The sequence below is a fragment of the bacterium genome, from assembly GCA_018830565.1.
In the GTDB taxonomy this organism is placed as follows: domain Bacteria; phylum UBA9089; class JAHJRX01; order JAHJRX01; family JAHJRX01; genus JAHJRX01.
In genome coordinates, this window is record JAHJRX010000043.1 from 76,923 (window position 1) to 101,279 (window position 24,357).

A 24,357-nucleotide genomic window follows, 5' to 3' on the forward strand; every position below is an offset into this window, starting at 1 on the left:
GATGGATAGGAAGACAAGTCTTTGGTGGTATCTTAAGAAGAGTAAGATGGCCCTGATGGGAGGAATTATTCTCCTAATCTTATACTTAAGTTCTATCTGGGCAGGTTTTATTGCTCCTTATGGAATAAACAACATTAGAACTGATTTATACTTCCATCCTCCTACTAAGATTTACTTCTTTGACCGAGAGACTCTTTTTCTTCCTTACCTTTATCCTACGAAATTAGTTAGTTGCCAAGGCCAAAGAAAGTACGAAGAAGAACATAGCCAAAAAATATATCTTAAATTTTTCTACAAAGGAGATGTTTATAAATTATTTGGAATTATTCCTTGCTGCCTTCACTTATTTGGCGTGGAAGAACCTTATCGAATATATCTCTTAGGTGCTGATCGTTTTGGCAGAGATATCTTAACCAGACTTCTTTATGGTTCTCAAATCTCCCTTTCTATTGGCCTTATAGGAATCTCTATTACGGTAGCCTTGGGTATGATCTTTGGAGGCATCTCAGGATATTATGGAGGAATAGTCGATACTTTACTGATGCGACTATGTGAGCTCTTAATGTGCTTTCCTGGGCTTTACTTAATTATGGCTTTACGAGCCACGGTGCCTCCTACCGTTCCTTCCAACTACATGTATCTTTTAACAGTAATAGTTTTAGCCTTTGTCTATTGGCCTGGGAGAGCAAGAGTAATTCGAGGGCAAGTCTTGTCATTACGAGAACAAGAATTTGTAATTGCTGCTAAGGCTTGTGGTCTGAGCGATCTACGTATTATTTTCAGACATATTCTTCCTAATATTTTTAGCTATATTATTGTTTCAGCTACTTTAGCTATTCCTGGTTATATCTTAGGAGAAACTATCTTAAGCTATCTAAATGTTGGCATTCAAGAACCTTGTTCTAGTTGGGGATTAATGTTAAGAGAAGCTCAAAATATAGCTCTTTGGGGCGAGTATCCTTGGTTATTATGGCCTGGGTTTTTAATCTTTATTACGGTCTTAGCTTTTAACTTTTTTGGAGACGGACTAAGAGATGCCTTGGATCCTAAAAGCAACAGATAACTTAAGAAGAAATGAAGAAGATGTTAGATAATGAAACTATGGCTGCTATTTCTACCCCTTTAGGAGAAGGAGGTATTGGCATTATTCGAGTAAGTGGTGATAATGTTCTTGGTATTCTCAAAAAGATATTTATTTCTCATCAAGGATCTTTAGATTTTAAACCCCACCAAATGCGCTATGGAAAGATAATTAATCCCGCCAATAACAAGACGATAGATCTGGTCTTAGTCAGTTATATGAAAGCTCCAAAAACTTATACCAAAGAAGATATTTTAGAAATTAATGTTCATGGAGGCATAATGCCTTTAAGGGAAGTATTAAATGTAGTCTTAGAAAATGGCGCCCGTTTAGCCCAACCAGGTGAATTTACCAAAAGAGCTTTTTTAAATGGACGAATAGATTTAACTCAAGCTGAGGCAGTTATTGATGTGATCAGAGCTAAGACTGAAGAAAGCTTAAAGATAGCTATGACTCAACTTCAAGGAGGGCTGAAAGAAAGAGTAGCTGAAATTCAAAGTCTCTTAATTCAATTATCGGCCAAGATAGAACTTCAAGTAGATTTTAGTGAGGAAGATATAGAAGAATTTAGTCATCAAGAGTTAATTAAAGAAGCTCTTTTAATAAAAGAAAGATTAGATAAATTACTAAGAACCTTTAAGACAGGAAAGATTTATAAAGAGGGCTTAAAAGTAGCGATTATTGGCAAGCCCAATGTAGGAAAATCAAGTTTATTAAATGAACTATTAGGAGAAGAGAGAGCTATTGTAACACCATTTCCTGGTACGACAAGGGATACCATAGAAGAAACTATTAATTTAAATGGCTTGCCTTTGCAGCTCATTGATACGGCAGGAATTAGGGATACAAATTGTCAAATAGAAAAAGAAGGATTAAAGAGAACTAAAAATTCCATAGAAATTGCCGACTTAGTCCTTTTAGTTTTAGATTCTTCAAATTTTCTCTCCAAAGAAGACATAGAAATAATTAACCAGACTAAAGATAAAGAAAAGATCTGGGTAATCAATAAGATCGACTTACCTTCTAAATTAAAGATTGAAGAATTAGAGATTGAAGACCAAAAACATTTAGTCAAGACTTCGATAATTAAAAAATCAGGGATGGAAGATCTAAAGAGTAAGATTAAAGAAATATTCTTAAAGGGTAAAATTTTTCCTAAAGATGGACTTTACATCACTAACATTCGACATTTTCAAGCTCTTCAAGAATCTTTTAAATTTTTAAAAAAAGCTATTCAGGCTTTAAACAAAAGTTTACCTTTTGAATTGGTAAATATTGATTTAAAAGAAGCTTTAGATTCTTTGGGCGTAATAGTAGGGGAAACAGTAAGCGATGATATCTTAAATGAGATATTTTCTAATTTTTGTATTGGCAAGTAAATAAAAAAAGAAACACTGTCTTGTTATAATTACAAAAGCAAGAAATTTCTTGACAATCCTTAAGGTATTTGTAAGAGTAAGAGATAAAGAAGGAACAAGTGGCAATATGACCTAAAGCGATATGATATAACACTTAATAAAAATGGAGGTAAAAAGTGAAGATATTTATTGATACGGCTAATGTGGACCATATCCGAGAAGTTAATAGCTGGGGAATAATCGATGGAGTAACTACTAATCCTACTTTGATTGCCAAAGAAGGAAGAGATTTTAAAGAGGTAATTATAGAGATATCTCAAATCGTAGATGGCCCTGTCAGTGCAGAAGTTATTAGTCTGGATGGCGAAGGAATGGTTAAAGAAGCAAGAGAGTTAGCTAAGATCCATAAGAATATAAATATTAAGATTCCGATGTGTCTAGAAGGATTAAAAGCCGTAAAGACTCTTTCCCAAGAAGAAATTAAGACTAATGTAACCTTAATATTTTCAGCCAATCAAGCCCTTTTAGCCGCTAAAGCTGGAGCAACTTTTGTTAGTCCTTTTATTGGTCGATTAGATGATTATACCCATATAGGAATGGACTTGGTTAGAGATATCTTAAATATTTATGATAATTACGGCTTTCTAACAGAGGTAATTACAGCCAGCATCAGGCATCCTCTTCATGTGGTAGAAGCAGCTTTAGCTGGCTCTCATATTGCTACTATTCCTTTTAATATCTTAGAATTAATGGTCAAGCATCCTTTAACTGATCTAGGTATTAAGAGATTTTTAGCTGATTATGAAAAGATTCCTAAAAAAAGTGATTCTACTTAAAGTCTTCTCTCTTGTTTTTGGAGTAATATTTATCTTGGCTAATTACAGAGGAGAAGCTAATTCTCAGCTATTACTGAGTGAAGTAGCTCCTTGTCAAGTTAAAAATAGTTCTCAAATAGATTCAGGAGACTTTATTGAGCTTTTTGTTTTAGAGGGAATAAATTTAGGTCAATATAAATTATGGGAAAGAGACAAGGTAATTTTAACATTTCTTTCTCCTCTTCAAATACCATCTTCAACTATTTTACTAATCCATGTAAACGGAGACCAAAATCTTCCCAAGGCTGCTAACGAAACTTTACTAAATGATTCTAATCAAAATGGTTGTTTAGATTTTTATAGCCAGGAAGCTAATTTAACGGCTACTGATAATATTATCTTTCTTACCACCCCAAAGGATGTCTTAGTAGATTTTCTCTCTTATGCTAATCAAGATGGGAAATATACAGCTGATACTACTTGGTATCAAAAAGCTATTACTTCTTCCCAATGGAGCGGAAATTTGTTGGAAGAAAGTTCTTTTGATAGTTCAAAACTGTCAGTTAACTCTTCTATAGGAAGAAGTAATAAATTAGAAGATAGTAATAGTAAGAATGATTGGTTTTTATGTGATATCATTACTCCAGGAAAACTAAATCCAGCTAAGATAGAAGAAAGTATCTTACTTAATGAAGTTTCTCCTAACCAAGAGCAAGATTGGATTGAAATTTATAATAATGCCCGTAAAGATTTACTTTTAGACTATTTAGTCTTAAAAGAAAAAGATAAGATTATTAAGATAATCTCTAATTTAAGTTTTAAACAAGATAGCTTCTTAGTAGTAAGATTAAATTCTCTTCTCCATGATGAAAAAGAGTTTGATCTAAATCAAGATAATCTCTGGGAATTTTATTCTCCTTCTCCAGGAATTACCAATACTGATAGTGTCATTACATTAGAAGACGGCTTAGGTAATATTATTGATGCTTTAATTTACTCAAATTACGATGGAGTATTAAGTAAAGACCAACGAGAAGCAGCCATTAGAGTGGCAAAAAAGGGAAAGTGGCCAGTAGAAAATATTGAATTTTTAAAAGAAGGGGATTTTGTTTACTGGAATGGTAAAGCAGATTACTCTCTTTCGAGGGAGCAGGTTGGTCAAAACTTTAAAGATAATTGGTCATGGTCTTTTGATCCTACGATAGGAAAGACAAACCAAGTTGACAAGAATAGCTTTATCTCTAATTTTAAGATAGAAAATAACCCTTTCTTTATAGATGAAGCTTATCCTTTAAAGAAAGAAGCTAAGATTTTCTTTACTCTTTCTCAAAAAGCTTTGGTCTCTCTTAGGATATATAATGTAGAAGGAGTAATGATTAAGGAGATTTTAAAAAGTGAGTCTTTTTTAGCTAAAGATTACACTTATTTATGGGATGGAAGGAATAAGGAAAACAAATTTGTGCCTATTGGTATATACGTGGTTTATTTAGAAATAAAGTCGGATTATAAGCAAGATCTAAAAGTCGGGACCATTGTGGTGGCTAAAAAATTATGAAAGTAACTGATCATTGATTACCTATTTATTATAGCGCTTATTAATGAAAATTTGACTTAGAGCAAATTAATTTGAGAGCAAACAAGTTTATCTTTTATTGCTCGATATTATTTCCTATGTCCGATTTTCGTTAATTAACTACTATATTAGCTAAGAGATAATGAGGAGGAAATTATGAGTAAATTAAAGAAATGGGGAATTATTTTATTTATCATCACTATCTTTGCCTTGCCTCTTTTAGGAAGGATCTTAAATCTGTATCTTGACTGGCTTTGGTTTGAGGAGGTTGGTTTTGAACGAGTCTTTTTAAAGATTCTTTTTAATAAAGTGGGCTTAGGGATAGGTATAGGCTTTACTTTTTTTGTCTTTTTATGGTTTAATTTTTGGTTAGCTCAACGACCATCTTCTTTAAAAGCTTTACGGACAGGAAGAAATCTTTTTGAAATTCCTCACCAAGAGTTAATCAAGCCTTATCTAAGCTTGATCTTATTAATTGGCAGCTTGTTCTTTGCTTTTTTAGCTGGAAGTGCTGCCGTAGGTAAATGGGATAGCTATCTTAAGTTTTTTTATCCATCTTCTTTTGGTATTACCGATCCTTTGTTTTTAAAAGATATTAGTTTTTATGTCTTTAAGCTTCCTTTTTTAAGCTACCTTTATTATACTTCCCTCTTTTTCTTGATCTTAACTTCTTTAGTGACCGGGGGAATTTATCTCTTTCAAGAAGCTATTTGCCTTACTGAAAGGGGTATTTCTTTAATTCCAAAAGTAAAGAAACATTTCTCTGGTTTGGCTTTTTTACTTTGTAGCCTTCTGGCTGTTGGATGTTGGCTCAAGAGCTATCAATTACTTTATTCCACTCGAGGAATAGTATTTGGAGCAGGTTATGTAGATGTCCATGCTTGCTTTCCTGTTTTAAAGATTCTCTCGGTAATGTGTCTCCTGACTGCTCTTCTCTTTTTTCTTAATCTCTTTATTCATAAATTTAAATGGACTCTGATAGTAGCTTTAGCCACTATAGCGGTGAGTATTATTGGCCTTGGTATCTTCCCTATGGTTATACAAAAGTTTCAAGTAGCACCTAACGAGATTACTATGGAAAAAGAATACATTAAACGTAGTATTAAATTTACTCAAGCTGCTTATAATTTAGATAAAGTCCAAGTTAATGATTTTTCTGTGGAAGAAGACCTTGGGCGAGAAGATATCAAGAAGAATGACTTAACAGTTAGAAATATTCGACTTTGGGATCATGGCCCCTTGCTTAATACTTATAGTCAATTGCAGGAAATTAGAACCTATTATAATTTTGTGGATGTAGATAATGATCGTTATCTGATTGATGGTGAGTATCGTCAAGTAATGCTTTCCCCAAGAGAGTTATCTTCTGAACATCTGCCAAGCAAGGTCTGGATTAATGAACACCTTACTTACACTCATGGTTATGGTATCTGCTTAGGACCAGTAAACCGAATTTCACCTGAGGGATTACCTGAGTTTATGATCAAAGATATTCCACCGGTTTCCATTACTGATCTGGTTCTTAAACAACCTGAAATTTACTATGGCGAGATTGCTAATGATTACTGCTTTGTTAAGACTAAGTGTAAAGAGTTTGACTATCCAGCTGGGGATAAGAATATCTATACTACTTATCAAGGTCAAGGTGGATTACCTGTAAAATCTATCTGGCGTAAGATTCTTTTGGCCTTAAAGTTTAAAGAGCTAAAGATTTTCTTTTCTACTGAAATAACCAACCAAAGTAAGATTATGTTTTATCGCCAAATTAAAGAGAGGATAGAAAAAGTTACCCCTTTTATTACTTATGATGCTGATCCTTATTTAGTGGTCTCAGAAGGAAAGCTATACTGGATTTGCGATGGTTATACTACTAGTAATATGTATCCTTACTCAGAGCCTACTCTACCATTAGGAAATTATATTCGAAATTCAGTTAAAGTGGTGGTAGATGCTTATCATGGCCAGATGAAGTTTTATGTTAGCGATCAAAATGACCCCATTGTTCAAAGCTATTCTAAAATATTTCCCGAGGTCTTTCTTCCTTTAGAAAGGTTGAGTGATGACTTAAGAAAACATATCAGGTATCCAGGAACTTTGTTAGCTTTGCAAGCAAAGATGTATGGTGCTTATCATATGAACGATCCGCAAGTCTTTTACAATAAAGAAGACCTTTGGACTATTCCTAAAAAGATGATCGAAGGAACAGAACAAGAAATGCAACCTTATTACACTATTATGAAGTTAGAGGGTCAAAAAAAAGAAGAGTTTATCTTAATGATTCCTTTTACCCCAGCTAAGAAAGATAATATGATTGCTTGGATGGCGGCAAGGTGTGACCAGCCTAACTATGGTAAGTTATTAGTCTATGATTTTCCTAAAAAGAAGTTAGTTTATGGTCCTTCTCAAATTGAGGCAAGAATTAATCAAGATGCTGAAATCTCTAAGCAACTTTCTCTTTGGAACCAAAAAGGTTCTCAAGTTATTCGAGGTAGTCTCTTAGTTATTCCTATTGAAAAGTCATTACTCTATGTCCAGCCCCTTTATTTAGCTGCAGAAAATGGCCAGATTCCAGAATTAAAGCGAGTGATTGTAGCTTTTGGTAATAAGATTGTGATGGAAGAAAATTTAGATCTTTCCTTAAAAAAACTTTTCGGGAGTGAAATAGAGATAACTACTCCAAAAAAAGGTCAAAAGGAAGAAGCCCTTGTCTCTACTAAAGAGCTTATTCGTCAAGCCATAGATTATTTTAATAAAGCTGACTCTTTTATGCGAGTGGGAAATTGGGCTGAATATGGTCAACAACTTAAAGAACTAAAGAGAGTTTTAGAAAAGTTAGAAGAAAAGTAACTTTATTGGATAGGAATTTGAAAAAAATCATAGGGTAGGGGTTGCCACGAAGAGGGAAAAACAGTTTCTCTTTCGTTGGGGTGAGAGCCAGGAAAGGCGAAGAAGTCCAAGCATTCCTGATGGCCATAAAGGTGAAGTCTCTATGGAAAATAGCTTCAAATGTAGCTTCAAATGTAGCGAGGACTAACTTGTGTCTTTAGATAAAATCATTATTAAAGGAGCTAAGGAACATAATTTAAAGAATATAGATCTAGAAATTCCTCGGCATAAATTAGTAGTCATTACTGGACTTTCAGGTTCCGGCAAATCTTCTTTGGCTTTTGATACCATTTATGCCGAAAGCCAAAGACGTTACTTAGAATCTTTATCTACTTACGCCCGCCAATTTTTAAACCAAATAGAAAAACCTCACGTTGATTACATCGAAGGATTATCTCCGGCTATTGCTATTGAACAAAAAGGAACCAGTAAGAATCCTCGTTCCACAGTGGCCACCATAACAGAGATCTACGATTATCTTAGGCTGCTTTTTGCTCGTCTCGGCAAAGTGTACTGCTATCATTGTTCTACTTTAATTACCAAGCAAACTACTCAAGAAATTATAGAAAAAGTGAGAAAACTTCCTCTTGGGAGTAAAATTCAAATCTTAGCTCCCATAGTTAAAGGAAAAAAGGGAGAGTTTAGGCAATTACTGGAAGATATCAAAAAAAAGGGCTTTGTCAGGGTTAGATTAGATCAAGAGGTCTACGATTTAGACGAGGAGATAGTTATTGATAAGAATAAAAAACATAATTTAGAAGTAGTGGTAGATAGATTAATAGTTAAAGAAGACTTAGGACATCGCTTAGCTGATTCCATTGAAATAGCGGCAAAATTAGGACAAGGAGTAGTAAAGATCTGGTTAAATAAAGAGGAAGAGTTAGTATTTTCAGAAAAATTTGCTTGTCTTAATTGTGGTATTAACCTTGAAGAACTTTCTCCTCGCATGTTTTCTTTTAACAGCCCTTACGGGGCTTGTCCTAATTGTAATGGCTTAGGTTCTAAGATGGAGATTGACCCAGACTTAGTTATTCCTGACAAGAATAAATCTATCTACGAAGGAGCTATTAAGCCTTGGGGGTATCCTTCTTCTGGAAATTGGGAGATGCTTAAATGCCTATCTAAACACTATAATTTTGATCTCTATGCTCCCTTTAAGTCTATTTCTGAAAGAGTTCAAGAAGTAATCCTTTATGGGTCAGCCAAAGAAATGGTTGACTTTTCTTTTCAGGTTCATGACGGATATCATAAGTTCAAAAAGCCCTTTGAAGGAGTTATTAGTAATTTAAAGAGAAGGTATAAAGAGACCAAGTCTGAATATAACAGAGAAGAGATTTCAAGATTCATAGGAAATTATCCGTGCGATGTATGTCAAGGAACAAGGCTTAAAAAAGAAAGTTTGGCGGTGAAGATAAATGGACTATCTATTTGTGAGATTACTAAGATGTCGATCGAAGAAGCTAATCATTTTTTTACTAACTTACCTCTGGAAGAAAAAGATAAGCTAATTGCTCAACAAATCTTAAAAGAGATCCTTTCACGGTTAAATTTTATAATTAATGTAGGCTTAAGTTACTTAACCTTGGATCGTCAAGCGACTACTCTTTCTGGTGGCGAATCTCAACGGATTCGATTAGCCACTCAGGTAGGTTCTGGTTTAGTAGGAGTTCTTTATGTCTTGGATGAACCAAGCATTGGGCTTCACCAAAGAGATAATAGGAGACTTATCGATACTTTAATCTCTTTACGAGACTTAGGAAATACCTTAATTATTGTGGAACATGATGAGATCACCATTAAAACCGCCGATTTTATTTTAGATTTAGGACCAGGAGCAGGTGAAGCCGGAGGATACTTAATAGCTTCTGGAAGCTTAAAGGAGATCATGGATAATAAAGATTCTCTTACTGGAAGTTACTTAAGGGGGGATTTAAAGATTCCTATTCCTTCCAAGAGAAAGAAACCTGAGGAAGGTTATCTTATTGAATTAATAGGGGCTAGAGAAAATAATCTCAAGTCCATAAATGTCAAGATTTCATTGGGATTATTTGTTTGCATTACGGGAGTTTCTGGTTCTGGAAAGAGTACTTTAATTGAAGAGACCTTGTTTCCTATCTTGCAGAGGAATTTTTACAAAACTTTAGTCAAGCCCGGAAAGTATGATCAGATTAAAGGACTTTCGCAGATTGACAAGGTTATAGATATTAGTCAAGCTCCTATTGGAAGGACTCCTCGTTCTAACCCAGCTACTTATACAGGAGTCTTTACTTACATTCGAGAATTCTTTTCTAATCTTCCTGAATCCAAGGTAAGAGGATATAATCCCGGAAGATTTAGTTTTAATGTTAGAGGTGGTCGATGCGAAGCTTGTCAAGGAGATGGAATTATCAAGATTGAGATGAATTTTTTACCAGATGTCTATGTTCCTTGCGATGTATGCAAAGGAAAGAGGTATAATAACGAAACTTTGGAAGTTTTTTATAAAGGAAAGAATATCTCTGATATCTTAAATATGTCTGTTCAAGAAGCTTTAGAATTTTTTAAGAATATTTCTCAAATTAAAAGAAAACTTGCTTCTTTAAAAGAGGTAGGATTAAATTATATCAGACTTGGTCAATCAGCGACTACTTTATCAGGAGGAGAAGCCCAAAGAGTGAAGCTCTCTACCGAACTTTCAAGGAGTTCTACCGGTAAAACTCTATATCTGTTAGATGAGCCTACAACAGGTCTTCATTTTGCTGATATTCAAAATCTCCTCAATGTCCTCTTGAGATTAAGAGATAAAGGTAATACGATTGTAGTGATAGAACACAATTTAGATGTCATTAAGACAGCCGACTATATTATTGATTTAGGCCCGGAAGGCGGAGAAAAAGGGGGTGAAATTGTAGCTGAGGGGTCACCTGAAGAAGTATGTAAAAATAGTAACTCGTATACCGGGCAATATTTAAAAGAAATTTTAAATGTCTCGATGGAAGATAGTTCCGAACGTTAGCCAGGGCGATCTTGTTGGGAGTTAAGTTAATTTGCTCTTGTCAAAAATAGCTTTTGAGTTTGCTTAGAATTTAAGCTTAAATAGCACCTTTGCCTTAACTTAGTCTCTTAGTTAAAGAAAGGTGCTATTTTATTGATCGTCTCGAAGAACTAAAATTAGATAACTAACGGTTATCTATAAGGTGCTATTTTGTTGATCGTCTCGAAGAGTTAAAATAAATAACTAACAGTTATCATTGTCGAGAAAGCAGTCTTTTCATATTTTAACCCGGCTGCTTTTCTACTTGCATAACCATACCCTAACAGAGCATCATAGTTTAAACTACCTTTTTTATAACTTGTTCCTATGCTTATTACTTTAAGAGAAGGATCAACTATTCCGGTAATTCCTTGAGCCTTATCAGGAGATGGAGCTTCATCAATATAAAAACCGCCAGATAAAGATAAATTTTTATCTTTCTGATATCTAGCTCCAAAACGGTATCTATTAGTTGCTTTCCAGTCAAGACTCTTTGCTGGTTCATTTGTAAGAAAACCTTTTGGGTTGGCATAGGTAATGTCTTTCTTAGTGGTTGACCAATCAGTTCTGGCTATGTCACAAGCTAAAAGAAGTCTTGGTAAGTATTGATAAGAGAGGCCTAAACCATAAGTGGCTGGATGATAAAAATTACCTTTAAATTTACTTTCTCCATTTACCCGTGCTCCTGCTATTGGGATTGAATGATCAACCTTAGCATCTCCATCTATCTCGATCTTACTGCCACTTCTATAAACCAGCCCTACCTTTAATTTCTCACCTACCTTACAAAGTACTCCTAAAATGCCTTCTAATCCATCTCCAGAGCTATTTGCTTTAAGACTATAGTTATAATTTGAGGTATAGTTCTTGGTGGCTTCTTTTTCATTGGTAAAGCTTAAGTAGTTTATCCCTAAGCCTAAAGATAACTTTTCATTTATCTGCTTAGCCAGACATAAATTAGTAACCGAAAGTCCAATTAAAGTGTTATACTTTGCTTTTATTTCTGCTAATGCATCGTTTATGGTGTCGTCCCATTTAATCTCTGTCCCTACTGGTAAATAAAAACCAAAACCAAGGGTCAAGCCTCTTAATTGAGTATATCCTCCTACGCTGGGAAGTGGTGATAAAGATTTGGTCTTGGTCTCATCAAACTTAGGTGGTTCAGATAGATCAGGAATAGCAAAAAAGACATCGCCTCTATCTTTGTCTATGCTTATAGGATTAGCTACTGAATCTGGATCCTGATTACTGATATTTAACAAATGAAGATCTACCCCTACTTTCTTTCCTGAGCATTGAGGCAGTCCGGCTGGGTTCCAGTAAATAGCGGTTCAATTATCGGCTACTCCTGTAAAAGCTCCACCCATAGAAGTAGCTTCTGCTCCTAAGCCTGGTGATTCATAACCACCGCTTATCACATAAGTAGGCAAAAAGATTAAGCTAATGAAGAGAGTAAAAATTAAGTACTTCTTTAAAATCATAAAACCTCCTTTGATTGATGGGCATTAACAACCGTAAGGTTGAAAAGATGTTTACTTGACGAAAGGGTATGATAACCTTCTAAATCTTCATTAAGAAAGGAGGGCACTCCAGACAAAAGCAACAAATAAATTATATCATAACGCTTTTAAAATTTAAAGGATTTTATTTCAAGTGTTGTTAGCCACAAACAAAAAATGTTGCAGATTGACAAACTTCGCACTACAATTGAAAAGCAACTTGAAACAATTAACGCCTTACCACAGGTAATTTTAAGAAAGGCGTTTAGGGGGGAGTTATGGACCAAGAAATATACGAGCGACTACAAAGTATAAGCAATCGGCTAAAAAAAGAATACCATGCCGAAAGGGTTATCCTCTTTGGCTCTTATGCCACAGGTGAGGCAACGCAAGACAGTGATGTTGACCTTTTTATTATTGCACCTACTAAGGAGCGGTTTTTTGAGAGAATGGCTACTGTTCTTGGAATTGTTCGAGACCTTTACAAAGGGCTTGCTTTATCCCCAATTGTTTTGCGGTCGCAAGAGGTAAAAAGGAGATTAAAAATAAACGACCAATTTGTACAAGAAATATTAGAAAAGGGGGTTGAGTTATGAAAAAGTCAGAAGAATCTTTTATCGTTGAAGATTGGAAAAGGGTAGCACGAAAGGATTGGGAACGCATAAAAAGAAATTTGAAGGATGATGATGCTGAGGCAGGAGGATATTTCTTACAACAGGCATTGGAAAAGTACCTGAAGGCATTTTTACTTCAGCATGGTTGGAAATTAAAAAAGATTCATGCACTTCATGACCTGATTAGTGATGCGGTTGAGTACAATTCAGCCTTTGAGTCGTTTCGTCAATTATGTGAGCGTGTTTCAGGATATTATTTTATTGACCGATACCCTCCACTTTTTCCTTCAGAACTTACTTGTAAAGATATAGAAGAGGATATAAAGGAGGCAAAAGAACTTATTCAAATACTCTTTTCAGAGGAGGAATTAAATGTCTAAAAGCAATCCCCAATTTGTGACGCACTGCGTAACGAATTAAGCTGGGCGAACAAGAACTGAAGAACGAATTGCAGAGAGAACGAATGCTCATTGAACAGGAACAACGATTTAAAAGGCTAAAAAGCTAAGGAGTTGAGTGTTATGAGTGAAAATTATAAAATAACTGAATTCAGACCATTGCCAGAAGGATGGAGATGGGCGAGGACGGGGGAGGTGTGTGAAGATGAGAAGATTGAATGATGTGCAAATAAATGCAATCTGTGAGTTGCTGAAAGAAGGGAAACCTTTGCCTGAAGATTATAAGTGGCTACTCTTTGAGGGAAAACAAGAGACTGAGTTAATCTATGCCGGCAAAACAAGAGAGGTAGATGTTGTAGCTGAGACTATGGCTGTGCCTCTTCAAAAGGTAAAGGTTTTTGGGAATGTAGGAGATGACGAATGGCATAATATGCTAATCTTTGGAGATAATCTTCAGGTTTTGAAAAAACTGCTTAAATGGAAAGAAGAAGGAAAATTGAAAAATCCTGATGGGTCAAAGGGGGTTAAGTTGATTTATATAGACCCTCCGTTTGCTACACGGCAGGAATTTTCTGGAAGTAGAGGTGAAAAAGCATATCAAGATAAGATTATAGGGGCAAAATTTTTAGAATGGCTAAGACAGAGATTGATTCTAATGAAAGAACTTTTAAGTAATGATGGGAGTATTTATGTGCATATGGATTATCGTAAGGGACAATACTGTAAGATAATTTTGGACGAAGTGTTTCAAGAAGTAAATTTCCGAAATGAAATTGTTTGGTGTTATACAGGACCAAGCCAATCAGAAAACTATTTCCCTCGAAAGCATGAATATATCTATTTTTATGCGAAAAGTTCATCTTCAATTTTCAATCCGCAATACATTTCTCATAAAAGTGGACTCCACAATGTAGGACAAATTTTTGGAGACACAGATACAGAAAACGACGAATATGTTCGTGAACTTGAGAAAAGGGGCAAGAAAATTGAGGATTGGTGGATTGATATTTGGGCAACCGAGCGATACAGAAGCGAACTTCTAAACTACCCTACCCAAAAACCCGAAGCCCTCCTTGAACGCATTATCAAAGCATCTTCCAACCCAGGCGACCTTGTCCTTGACTGCTTTGCTGGCTCTGGAACAACAGGAGCAGTAGCAGAAAAACTCAATAGAAGATGGATAATGACTGATTCCTCTAAATTTGCCATTTATACAATAATAAAAAGAATGCTTAACTTTAAAGAACAGCTTGGTAACAAAGGAAATCCTTTGAGACCAAAGCCTTTTGCTGTTTATAATGCCGGGCTTTACGATATAAAAATGCTTAAACAGTTGCCATTCAAGGAGTACCGAGAATTTGCCTTGCAACTCTTCCAGTGTAAAGATGAGCCACATACATTAGCCGGGATTAAATTAGATGGCTATTTTGGACAAGACCATGTCCTGGTTTTTAAGTGGAAGAAGAATGGTAACGAAGATGAGTATGTAATAGATAGGGGATTTATTGACAACCTCCACTCTATCTTAGGAAAGCGGATAGGTAAGCGATTCTTTGTTATTGCACCTGCGGCAAGTGTTCTGTTTTTAGAGGATTACATAGAGAAAGATAGGGTAAAATATTATGTCTTGAGAATTCCTTACTCTATAATTGACGAACTTCACAAAAAGAACTTTAAGCTCCTTGAGCAACCCCTCTCCGCAGATATTTCTGAAGTAAATAAGGTAATGGAGCAGATCGGCTTTGATTTTATCTATCCACCAGATGTGGAATGTGAATATTATATTGAGGATAAGAAAGGACAGTTAGAAGTAGGTCAGAGTGGTGAGGAGGCAGTTATAAAAATAAAAAACTTTAGAAGCAATATAATCTCCAAAAAACCAATCCCTGAAGAAGAACTTGGATTTAAGGCTTTGTCAATGGTGATGATTGATTACGCTTTCAACAGTGAATACTTTTCTTTGGATGACAAGTGGTTTGCTCAAGATTTAGAGAAAAATGGCTATGAAATCCACTGTCCCACCGAAAAATTAACAGACAAGATGATGATAATTTATATGGATGTTTATGGGAATGAGAGGAAGGAAATAAAAACCCGGGAAGATTTTAAGAGGTAAATAATTAAGGAAAATAAAATGTCTCAAATAACTAAATCTCAAAATTATCAAGACCTTTTTCAGCGGGTTTCTAACCTTCTTGAAACTGCAAGAAGAAAAACTGTTAGACAAATAAATACGGTTATCACTCAGACATACTGGGAGATTGGAAAGCTAATAGTAGAAGAAGAGCAGAAAGGGAGAGAAAGAGCAGAATATGGAGAATATCTCATCAGCAGATTATCCAAAGATTTAACTAAAAAATTTGGCAGAGGATTCACCATGGCTAATCTTAAGAATATTCGGCAATTCTACCTTGCATATCCAAAACTGTATGCACTACATTTAGAATCTGCAGATGAAAAAAGCTACGCAGTGCGTAGCCAATTAAGTTGGACGCATTTCAGAATACTTATGAGGGTCAAAGATGAATTAGCAAGAAAGTTTTATGAAATAGAGACAGTAAAAAATAATTGGTCAAGCAGAGAACTTGACCGTCAGACAAATTCACTTCTTTTTGAAAGAGTAGCCTTAAGTAAAGATAAAAAAGGGGTGCTTGAACTTGCCCAAAAAGGGCAGATTATTGAGAAACCTGAAGATGCTATAAAAGACCCTTATGTTCTGGAATTTCTTGGATTACCAGAAAAACATCAGTATTCAGAATCACAACTTGAGCAAGCGTTAATTGACCATTTACAGGAATTTATACTTGAGTTAGGGAAAGGATTTACATTTGTTGCCCGGCAGAAAAGAATCACTATTGATAATGAGCATTACTATATTGACCTTATCTTTTACCATCGGATACTTCGTTGCTTGGTGGTGATTGATTTAAAGGTAGGGAAACTTGACCATAGAGATGTTGGACAAATGAATTTTTATTTGAATTATATAAAGGATAATGAGATGCTTAATGATGAAAATCCACCAGTTGGAATTATCCTTTGTACAGAGACAAATCGCAGTAAGGTCTTCATAGAATATGCCCTTGGTGGATTGAGCAATAAGGTACTTGTATCTAAATATAAATTATATCTGCCAACCAAAAAGGAGCTGGAAGAAGAGATAAAAAAGGAAACTATCCGATTGAAGATGATTCCCAAAGAGGAGTAACCATGCCTGAAATATTTACCATAAAAGCAAGTGACCTTATCCTAAAGGTCTCTGAAAACATAGACCCAACAATATTTGATATTTCAAGATATGAGGCATTCTTAGATGCTCTGTGTGGCACAAGGGAATTTCAGAAAGAGACAATAAGAACGGTCTTGAGGTATCTATTGGGTGGAAGATATAGGAATTTAAGGCAGTTAGCCGAGGAGAATTATAATACCAATCCTGCTTTAAGAGAGATTTATCCTGCATTTGCTGATTTTGAAAGGCACCTGCAACTCCCTGATAAGTTTTCTTGTACCATAGACTTAGCCACAGGCACAGGTAAAAGCTATGTTTTATATGGTCTTGCCCGGATTATGCTTGCTGAAGGTATGGTGGATAGAGTTTTGGTGCTTGTCCCTTCCACTACCATAGAAAAAGGACTTACAGAAAAGTTTATGGCTTTGTCAGGAGATGCTGACCTTTTAAGACTCATTCCCCAAAATGTAAAGATAAGAAACCCTGAAATTATCAATGCCACTCAAACAATTAGAGAAGGGGATATTTGTATTGAGAATATTCATGCCGTCTATGAGCATGTGAAATCATCAGTTGAAGATAGCCTGATAGGAAAAGGAGAGAAGACTTTAGTTTTATGCGATGAGGTTCATCACGCTTACAACCCACCCGGTAGGGACCAGGCAATAAAAAAATGGAAGGAATTTTTACAAGACCCAAGATATAACTTTTGTTACATTATTGGTGATACAGGAACTGCATATATTGAGAATGACTACTTTACAGATGTTGTCTATAGGTATTCATTAAGAGAAGCCATAGAGGAAAGGACAATCAAAACCATAAGATATGTTGCCGAGGATAGTCCTAGTGGTGAAAATGAGAAGTTCCAGAAGATTTACGATAATCACCTTGAGAATAAAATGCGGTATAGACAGATTAAACCCATTACGATTATAGTAACCAAAGATATTTCTGTATGCAAAAAATTAACCGCTGGATGGATTGATTTCATCGCTGAAAAGGAAAGATTATCAAAAGAGGAGGCAGAGAAAAAGGTTTTGATTGTAACTTCTTCTCCTGAACATAAAGAGAATATCTTCCTGCTTGATAGAGTGGATGACAAAGATGACCCTACCGAATGGATAACCTCTGTTAGTATGCTTACAGAAGGCTGGGATGTAAAGAATGTTTTTCAAATTGTCCCACATGAAGAGCGGGCATTTAACTCAAAGTTATTGATTGCTCAAGTATTGGGCAGAGGCTTAAGAATCCCTGCGGAATACAAAGGAGAACAACCAGTAGTTACTGTATTTAATCATGATAACTGGGCAAGGAATATAAAACACCTCGTAGAAGAGGTTATGGAGATTGAGAAAAGATTACATACATATCCGGTAACCAAAGAAAAAGATTATAACTTTGAAATCCATCAGATTAGATACGAAAAGATGGAGCAAGAATTTGAGGCTCCGCAAATCGAACCTTATAAATTGTTAGAAAAAGGATATATTACCTATTCAACCCAGATTAAGGCTGTTGAAAAAGAGACTGTCTATGAAAGGGCTATAACAGGTGCAAGAGACCCAAAGGCTACCTTTATTACCTACAAAATGTATCCCATAGATATAGTTGTTCAAGAAATCTGGAATAGATTAAAGGTGTTTGATATAGAAGAAGGGAGTCATTATGCCAATGAATTTTCCCAACAGAAAATCAAAGAGATTATTAAAAATTCCTTGGATAAGAGAGGATGGAGTGAAGATACTGTAACTGAAGAAAATTATATAAAGACATTACAGACATTTGGTGTAATAAAAAGAAAGCGGTCTAAAACAATCCGCTTTGAACCAGAAGTCAAAGAGTTGGAAATACTAAATACATCGCAGATGCAAAAGACATCGCTGGGAATAGGAGCATTTAAGAGAAAGGATTCTACAGTATTTTATGATGATGATTCATTGGGGTTATCAGAAAATGAGGATGTTATGATATTGAATGAGTTAAAAGAGGATGAAGAGTTACCGAGAAGGGCAATTAGGGAAATTAGGAATAAATTTTTATTTAATACCCCCTTAAATGTGGCGTTTGCTCATTCTGCTCCAGAAAGAAAATTTATAGAGAAACTAACATCTGAATCAAATGCAAGATTAATTGATGCCTGGATAAAATCAAGGGATACGGGGTTTTATAGTATAGATTATTCCTGGGAAAAGGGAACCCATACGAAACATAGCAAATTCAATCCCGACTTCTTTTTGAAAATTGGGACAAGAATGATTATTGTTGAGATAAAAGATGATGAATTAATTCACAAAATTAGAGAAGATGGAGATATGGCTAAAGAGATAAAAGCCAAATACAAATATGCAATAGAACACCTTAATAGATTAAACAAGTTACAAACAGAGCAAACTTACTATCTTACCTTTTTAACCCCTATGGATTTTGATAATTTCTTTAGCGTATTGAGAAAAGGTGATTTTTCTGGCTTCAAATCTCAATTAGATGCTGAATTAGAAGAATGATAATTTAACCAAAAGGAGATTACTCGCCGCATGAATGATATACTTGATTTTCTTGCAGAAAACTCTATTTATCCGATGATAAGCACCAAAGGGACGGTGTTCTTCAAGTCCAAAATAACATTAGAAGCTGAGAAAGTCAAAGAGGTAATAGAGCAATTGCAACTTAAAACCGAAGAGGATTGCCGGAGGGTGAGGGCTGAGGTTAGAAAGCGGACAGCACAACTGCGGGATAATCTGCCTATCCGTAAATGGGTAAAAGAGGAAAGACCAAGGGAGATGCTGGTTAAATGTGGGGCGGACAAACTCTCCTTGTCCAAGCTTTTTGCCATAATTCTGCGGGTTGGTCGGGAAGGGATAAGTGCCGAGGAACTGGCAAAGAGGTTGTTGAATAAATTTGGGACATTGAGGGGGATAGATTCTGCACCTGTCTCTGAACTCTGCAAGATTGAAGGGATAGGTGAGGCAAAGGCTTCCCAGATAAAGGCGGCATTAGAGATTGGCAAGCGGCTATCTATGGAAAGTGCCCGGAAACAGAAGGGAATTAAAAGTCCGGATGAGGCTATTGGCTATGTAGCCGAGTATTATGGTCCTTATCTGAGGGATGCCAAGAAGGAGTGCTTTCATATTATACTTTTAGATGTCAAGAATAAGCCTATTGATAATATCGAGATAAGCAAAGGCAGTATTGATGCCAGCATCGTTGACCCAAGGGAGATTATAAAGGAGGCAACCTGCTGCTCTGCATCCTCTATTATTTTGGTTCATAACCACCCCTCAGGCGAAACAGAGCCGTCAGCCGAGGATACGAAGATAACAAATACCATCATAGATGCCTGCAAACTTGTAGGCATAAAGGTATTGGACCATATCATCATTGGCAGGAATAAAGAAGACTATTACAGCTTTGCCAATAAGGGGTTGATAAGATGAAAAAGCCGTATTCTACCTATTGCCCATAATAAAAAAAAGGGGGGGATGTATAATGGGAGAGGAAATAGCGGTATACAAGGTAGATCATTTACCGATTGTAAGAAAATATGCAGAAAAAATAGGTGTTATGGAGATAATTAACAGGCTTGTTTCAACCGAGATGGAAATAGAGCCCGGAGATATTGCGTTGGGGATGATACTGGATACACTGTCTGGTCGAAGTCCCCTTTACCGATTGTATCATGAGGTAATTGTTTGCGTTGAGAAAATAATGCCAATTTCTTTTCCTTTACTGAGAAATAAATCATCATATGGAAAGAGCAAAAACCCTTCCATTGCTTTCATTAACTACAAAATTTGAAAATAGGCTAAAACTGTCCCTTTTAGGGTACGGAATGTCAGTAAAAATGATGACGCAGCACTACTTAGGTGGCAAGAATTCAGGAGTCAGGATGAGAACACCAAGAGCGTTGCATGGTCAATTCAATATTTGCAATGGGTTACGGCTTTTCTTGACACAAAAAGCTGCCATCTTAAGCCTTTATACCCTTTGAAGTTATGGGACTGATTGATCTAACTTCAATATTTTCAAGCCCCCTTGGGAGATGAATCCCGACGATTTTGGCAATTTTTAGCAAATTGGTGGAAATTGCCTCATGCATCATGTCAAGCATGTCAACAACTTACAACATTTGTCAAGTTGGTAGTGGAGTGTGCTTTTATGGCTATTTTTGTTGTAACTCCTTGTTTTCATAGGGATATAGCTTATGCAACACTCTCGAACACCTGCATATATGCAATCTGATAAATAACTTGACATAATAGTGTCCCGTCAACTCTCAAGTGTCGGATAGTTTGATGTGTAGGGACAGGGCTTGTTCCTGTCCCTGAATTGAAGGCAACGAAACAACGGACACCCACGAGGGAATGTCCCTACAGGGTTGTCAACTTAATTAACAGATTTCATATATGGAGAATAACATTTCAATGTCATTTAATATACTCCAAAAAACCTTTCTTGATTTTCTTGATATATCTGAAAAGGAACGAGATTATGTTTGGGAGTTCTTTGAATGTTTAAGCTTTGCAGATTTAGATATTCCATCAGATGAGTGGGATAGACTGCACCACTATTGTATCTATCAAGAAGACTTTTTGGAGAATATTCTGGCTTTATCTATAGGGTATATTTATGAGATATGGCATGATAAAATCAGATTTCATGAAATTCTAAATAGCGTTCTTAATTCAGTAGAAAATGTTCTTGATCGCAATGTCTCTTTTATCCCGGATGTAATTAAAGAATTGCCAGCAGTGGCAAGAGAAGACATCTGGATAGCTGTATATAACAGCATATATGATAGCTATGATGCTGAGAAATCTAAGGCAAAAAGTGATCGGGCTTATGCGTTAAGCATAGCTATTCAAAATAAATTTAAGCATATATTCAAGACTGAGCGTGATAAAGATATTATAAAAATGAGAGCAACAGGAGCAAGCCTTGAATCGGCTGGTCAAGAATATGGATTTACCCGTGAAAGGGTGCGACAGATTGAGCAAAAGGTGCTTGATAAATTCAACAGCTTTTTATCGAGAATAAAGCCTTACTATATTTTGCAGACCTTTACACAAAGCAATATTCTGTTATCGGTTGATGATATACAAAGTCATCTTGGTGAATTATCCGGGATTTTTATATATTTCCTTAAACAATGTAACAATAAGGCTGTATTGTGTAGCAATGAGCTGAATGGTTTTATTATTGGAGATAGTTCGTGGTATATACAGTTAATTGAATACATAGGCACATTACCAGACACATTTAAGGCTTCAGATTTGGAATTATATGTTTCAAGTTTTATGGCAGAGTCTAAAATAAAGGTCGATAGTAATCTGGTTTATAAACTAATTTTAGTTAAATATAATTCAATAGGTAGTTTTTTCTCCAAAAAGAAATTAAATTTCGCCGATAAATATATGGCGGTCTTAAAAAGATATTATCCCAATGGCATCAAGTTGTTTGATGATTTTGAGATGATGCGGTTCAGGAATTATGCTAAAGACTTGTTTGGCAATGTTGAACTTCCGGAAAACGATAGAGCTATTTGTGCAAGAATAGCTGAGTTGACAGTGCTTTGTGGTAGGGGTAAATACATACTATCTGACCAAATCAGGCTTGATGAGGAATTGCTTAATAAAATTCATCAATTTATAATAGATAGTGATAGAAATGTCATTATGTTTAGTGAGTTGTTTGAGAGGTTTAAGACTGAGTTGATTGATAAAACCAGCATAAATAACCGCTTTTATTTGCAGGGGGTACTGAGATACAAGTATGAAAATGAGTTTTTCTTTACAAAGGATACCTTAATAAAGGACATAAACAGCGAGCAAGGCATAACGCTTTCAATTGCAATGGAGGCGTTTATTAAGGAGCAAGGACGGCTTGTAACCAAGGACGAGATAAGGGAAGAATTTTTAGGACTTGCCGAATGTGTTTTGCAATCAGCGGTTGCAAGCAATCCCTGCATATTGTTATGGAACGGTGGGAAATATTTACATTCTGAACAACTTGTTGTTGATAATGCAATTAAAGAACGACTTAAAAAGCTTTTAGATGCTTATATCAGTCAAGGCTCGGTTTCGGTTCGCAAGATATATGACGACATGTATTTGCAGAAAAACAAGTTTTTGATAAATAACAATATTGAGGGGCATATTGCACTTTATAGCGTCTTGAGTTTTTGGTTTTCGGATGATTACGAATTTAGCCGTCCATATATTGCGAAAAAAGGCTCGACAGCAACAACCTTTGATACAGTGATACGGGAGTACCTTTCTAACCTTGACAAGGTTTATATCTCAGATATTAAAGACTATGTTGAAAGTATTAGAAAGGGAAATTTTAGTATCAATATGTTGCTTGATGATATAAGCGATGAATTTATACGGGTTGACAGCGATTTGCTATTCAGAAAAGATAGGCTGAATTTATCTGAAGATGCAATCGAACACATTGAAGAAACAACACTTGCTCTTATTGGGAATATCGGTTATTTGTCGGTTAAAAAACCTCTTGATTTTTTGTTTTATCCTAATGTTGGTATAAAGTGGACTCCGTTTCTGCTCGTTTCTATTGTCAAGTATTTTTGCAAACGGTTAAAAATTATCAATACCGCAACAGGTTATCGATATTTGAATGAGATTATAGTTGACAGCAGCTTAAATATTAACAATTATGATGAGTTCCTATGCTATGCTCTAACGCATGAAGCAAAATACACTTCATTTAAGAGCCTGGACGAGATAAGGAGATTTCTTTTAGAACAAGAACTAATAGCAAACAATATTCCCCAATCACTTTTTGATAATGGATATATTGTGGTTGAAGAATACGGCGGTATTCGATTAAGCAGTCGGAAGACCGAGGAAGATAAATATGTATAACTATGAATGGGATATAGAAACAGGCGGCTATGTATTAGTGACAAAGATGTCAGGCGTTACAAAGGAGCTGCGTCCTGTTTTCTATGAGGAACTTGACCTGTTAGGATTTAATGAGTACTGGACATATCCCAAATCGGAAAAACCACTTTTGTGGGCTGAAACAAGAAGATATATCTATGAAGGCAGGCTTGTTGCCGAAGCACAGGGCGGTGGACTTTATACTATCCCAACCCTTAAAATATATGAAGACAAATTAGAGCTTAAGGCGGTTAATGTTGAAGCTATGGTGGAGAAAAATAAAGCACTAATGACAGGGCTTGTGCAGCATTCGGTCGGAATTATTTACAAGACCTTCAATGAATACAAAAGCAAAAATATTGATGTTGTGTATGTGGCTTTTAGCGGAGGCAAAGACTCCCTTGTGTTGCTTGATTTGGTGCAAAGGGCATTACCACACAATGAATTTAAGGTGGTTTTCGGCGATACGACAATGGAAATATCCGATACCTACAAGGCAGTTGAGCGAGCAAAAGAGCGGTGGTCAGACCTTGAGTTTTGGACAGCAAAATCTCATTTGGACGCAAAGGAATCTTGGAAACTTTTTGGTCCACCGAGTAGAACACAGAGATGGTGTTGTGGTGTCCATAAGTCTGCTCCTTCCCTTTTGAAGTTGCGAGAAATCACAGGCAAAGACAGACTTAGAGCATTGGTTTTTGACGGTGTTCGTGCGGAGGAAAGCAGTGCAAGGGCAACTTACGCGATAATATCAGAGGGGCAAAAGCATTCAACCCAAACTAATTGCCACCCTATATTTGAATGGAACACTGCAGAATTGTTTACATACATGTTTGATAACAGCCTTTTTTTTAACAACGCTTACAGATATGGCGTCGGCCGTGTTGGATGCGCTATCTGCCCTATGGCTTCTCCGGGTTGGAATGAATTTATAACCAATGCTGTTTACGAAGATGATACTAACCATTTGTTGTCGATTATTGATAAAAATA

General features: G+C 35.8%; 17 protein-coding genes. 15 read left to right on the forward strand and 2 right to left on the reverse strand.

The features are described from left to right. Nucleotide 1: 1 nt before the first annotated feature. From KJ849_03600 to uvrA, 6 genes are all read left to right on the forward strand, one after another. On the forward strand, nucleotides 2–1,063 hold the full coding sequence (locus tag KJ849_03600; GenBank protein MBU2599645.1) for an ABC transporter permease: 1,062 nt from the start codon (nucleotides 2–4) through the stop codon (nucleotides 1,061–1,063). Nucleotides 1,064–1,083: 20 nt separating this feature from the next. Next, a complete protein-coding gene (mnmE, locus tag KJ849_03605) occupies nucleotides 1,084–2,460 on the forward strand; it encodes a tRNA uridine-5-carboxymethylaminomethyl(34) synthesis GTPase MnmE (protein MBU2599646.1) in 1,377 nt (458 codons plus the stop codon). A 155-nt stretch (nucleotides 2,461–2,615) separates the two neighbouring features. Beyond that, nucleotides 2,616–3,275, forward strand: coding sequence for a fructose-6-phosphate aldolase (fsa, locus tag KJ849_03610; GenBank protein MBU2599647.1), 660 nt, complete (start codon nucleotides 2,616–2,618; stop codon nucleotides 3,273–3,275). Between the two features lie 34 nt (nucleotides 3,276–3,309). Beyond that, on the forward strand, nucleotides 3,310–4,809 hold the full coding sequence (locus tag KJ849_03615) for a hypothetical protein (GenBank protein MBU2599648.1): 1,500 nt from the start codon (nucleotides 3,310–3,312) through the stop codon (nucleotides 4,807–4,809). A 174-nt stretch (nucleotides 4,810–4,983) separates the two neighbouring features. Continuing rightward, nucleotides 4,984–7,674: a UPF0182 family protein gene (locus KJ849_03620; protein ID MBU2599649.1), complete on the forward strand. Its 2,691-nt coding sequence runs from the start codon at nucleotides 4,984–4,986 to the stop codon at nucleotides 7,672–7,674. 190 nt (nucleotides 7,675–7,864) lie between these two features. Next, the gene (gene uvrA / locus KJ849_03625) at nucleotides 7,865–10,708 is read left to right on the forward strand and encodes an excinuclease ABC subunit UvrA (protein ID MBU2599650.1); all 2,844 of its coding nucleotides are present in this window, start codon (nucleotides 7,865–7,867) and stop codon (nucleotides 10,706–10,708) included. A gap of 209 nt (nucleotides 10,709–10,917) precedes the next feature. Here uvrA and KJ849_03630 read toward each other — a convergent pair whose 3' ends face one another. Both KJ849_03630 and KJ849_03635 read right to left on the reverse strand, forming a co-directional pair. Then, the gene (locus tag KJ849_03630) at nucleotides 10,918–12,051 is read right to left on the reverse strand and encodes an outer membrane protein transport protein (GenBank protein MBU2599651.1); all 1,134 of its coding nucleotides are present in this window, start codon (nucleotides 12,049–12,051) and stop codon (nucleotides 10,918–10,920) included. Between the two features lie 6 nt (nucleotides 12,052–12,057). Then, a complete protein-coding gene (locus KJ849_03635) occupies nucleotides 12,058–12,207 on the reverse strand; it encodes a hypothetical protein (protein ID MBU2599652.1) in 150 nt (49 codons plus the stop codon). A gap of 296 nt (nucleotides 12,208–12,503) precedes the next feature. Here KJ849_03635 and KJ849_03640 point away from each other — a divergent pair, with 296 nt between their 5' ends. From KJ849_03640 to KJ849_03680, 9 genes are all read left to right on the forward strand, one after another. Beyond that, nucleotides 12,504–12,821, forward strand: coding sequence for a nucleotidyltransferase domain-containing protein (locus tag KJ849_03640; GenBank protein ID MBU2599653.1), 318 nt, complete (start codon nucleotides 12,504–12,506; stop codon nucleotides 12,819–12,821). Next, on the forward strand, nucleotides 12,818–13,219 hold the full coding sequence (locus KJ849_03645; GenBank protein MBU2599654.1) for a HEPN domain-containing protein: 402 nt from the start codon (nucleotides 12,818–12,820) through the stop codon (nucleotides 13,217–13,219). Before KJ849_03640 ends, KJ849_03645 begins: the two co-directional genes overlap by 4 nt. 223 nt (nucleotides 13,220–13,442) lie before the next feature. After that, a complete protein-coding gene (locus KJ849_03650) occupies nucleotides 13,443–15,353 on the forward strand; it encodes a site-specific DNA-methyltransferase (protein MBU2599655.1) in 1,911 nt (636 codons plus the stop codon). An 18-nt stretch (nucleotides 15,354–15,371) separates the two neighbouring features. Next, nucleotides 15,372–16,445, forward strand: a complete 1,074-nt coding sequence (locus tag KJ849_03655; GenBank protein MBU2599656.1) for a DUF1016 family protein — start codon at nucleotides 15,372–15,374, stop codon at nucleotides 16,443–16,445. 2 nt (nucleotides 16,446–16,447) lie between these two features. Beyond that, nucleotides 16,448–18,973: a DEAD/DEAH box helicase family protein gene (locus KJ849_03660; GenBank protein ID MBU2599657.1), complete on the forward strand. Its 2,526-nt coding sequence runs from the start codon at nucleotides 16,448–16,450 to the stop codon at nucleotides 18,971–18,973. A gap of 30 nt (nucleotides 18,974–19,003) precedes the next feature. Then, nucleotides 19,004–19,903, forward strand: coding sequence for a DNA repair protein RadC (gene radC / locus KJ849_03665; GenBank protein ID MBU2599658.1), 900 nt, complete (start codon nucleotides 19,004–19,006; stop codon nucleotides 19,901–19,903). Nucleotides 19,904–19,955: 52 nt separating this feature from the next. Continuing rightward, nucleotides 19,956–20,264, forward strand: a complete 309-nt coding sequence (locus KJ849_03670) for a DUF4277 domain-containing protein (protein MBU2599659.1) — start codon at nucleotides 19,956–19,958, stop codon at nucleotides 20,262–20,264. Between the two features lie 608 nt (nucleotides 20,265–20,872). Further along, entirely contained in the window at nucleotides 20,873–23,350 is a 2,478-nt protein-coding gene (locus KJ849_03675) for a hypothetical protein (GenBank protein ID MBU2599660.1), read from the forward strand. After that, nucleotides 23,343–24,357, forward strand: a 1,015-nt coding sequence (locus KJ849_03680; protein ID MBU2599661.1) for a phosphoadenosine phosphosulfate reductase family protein, incomplete at its 3' end; no start/stop codon positions are given. The genes KJ849_03675 and KJ849_03680, both read left to right, overlap by 8 nt.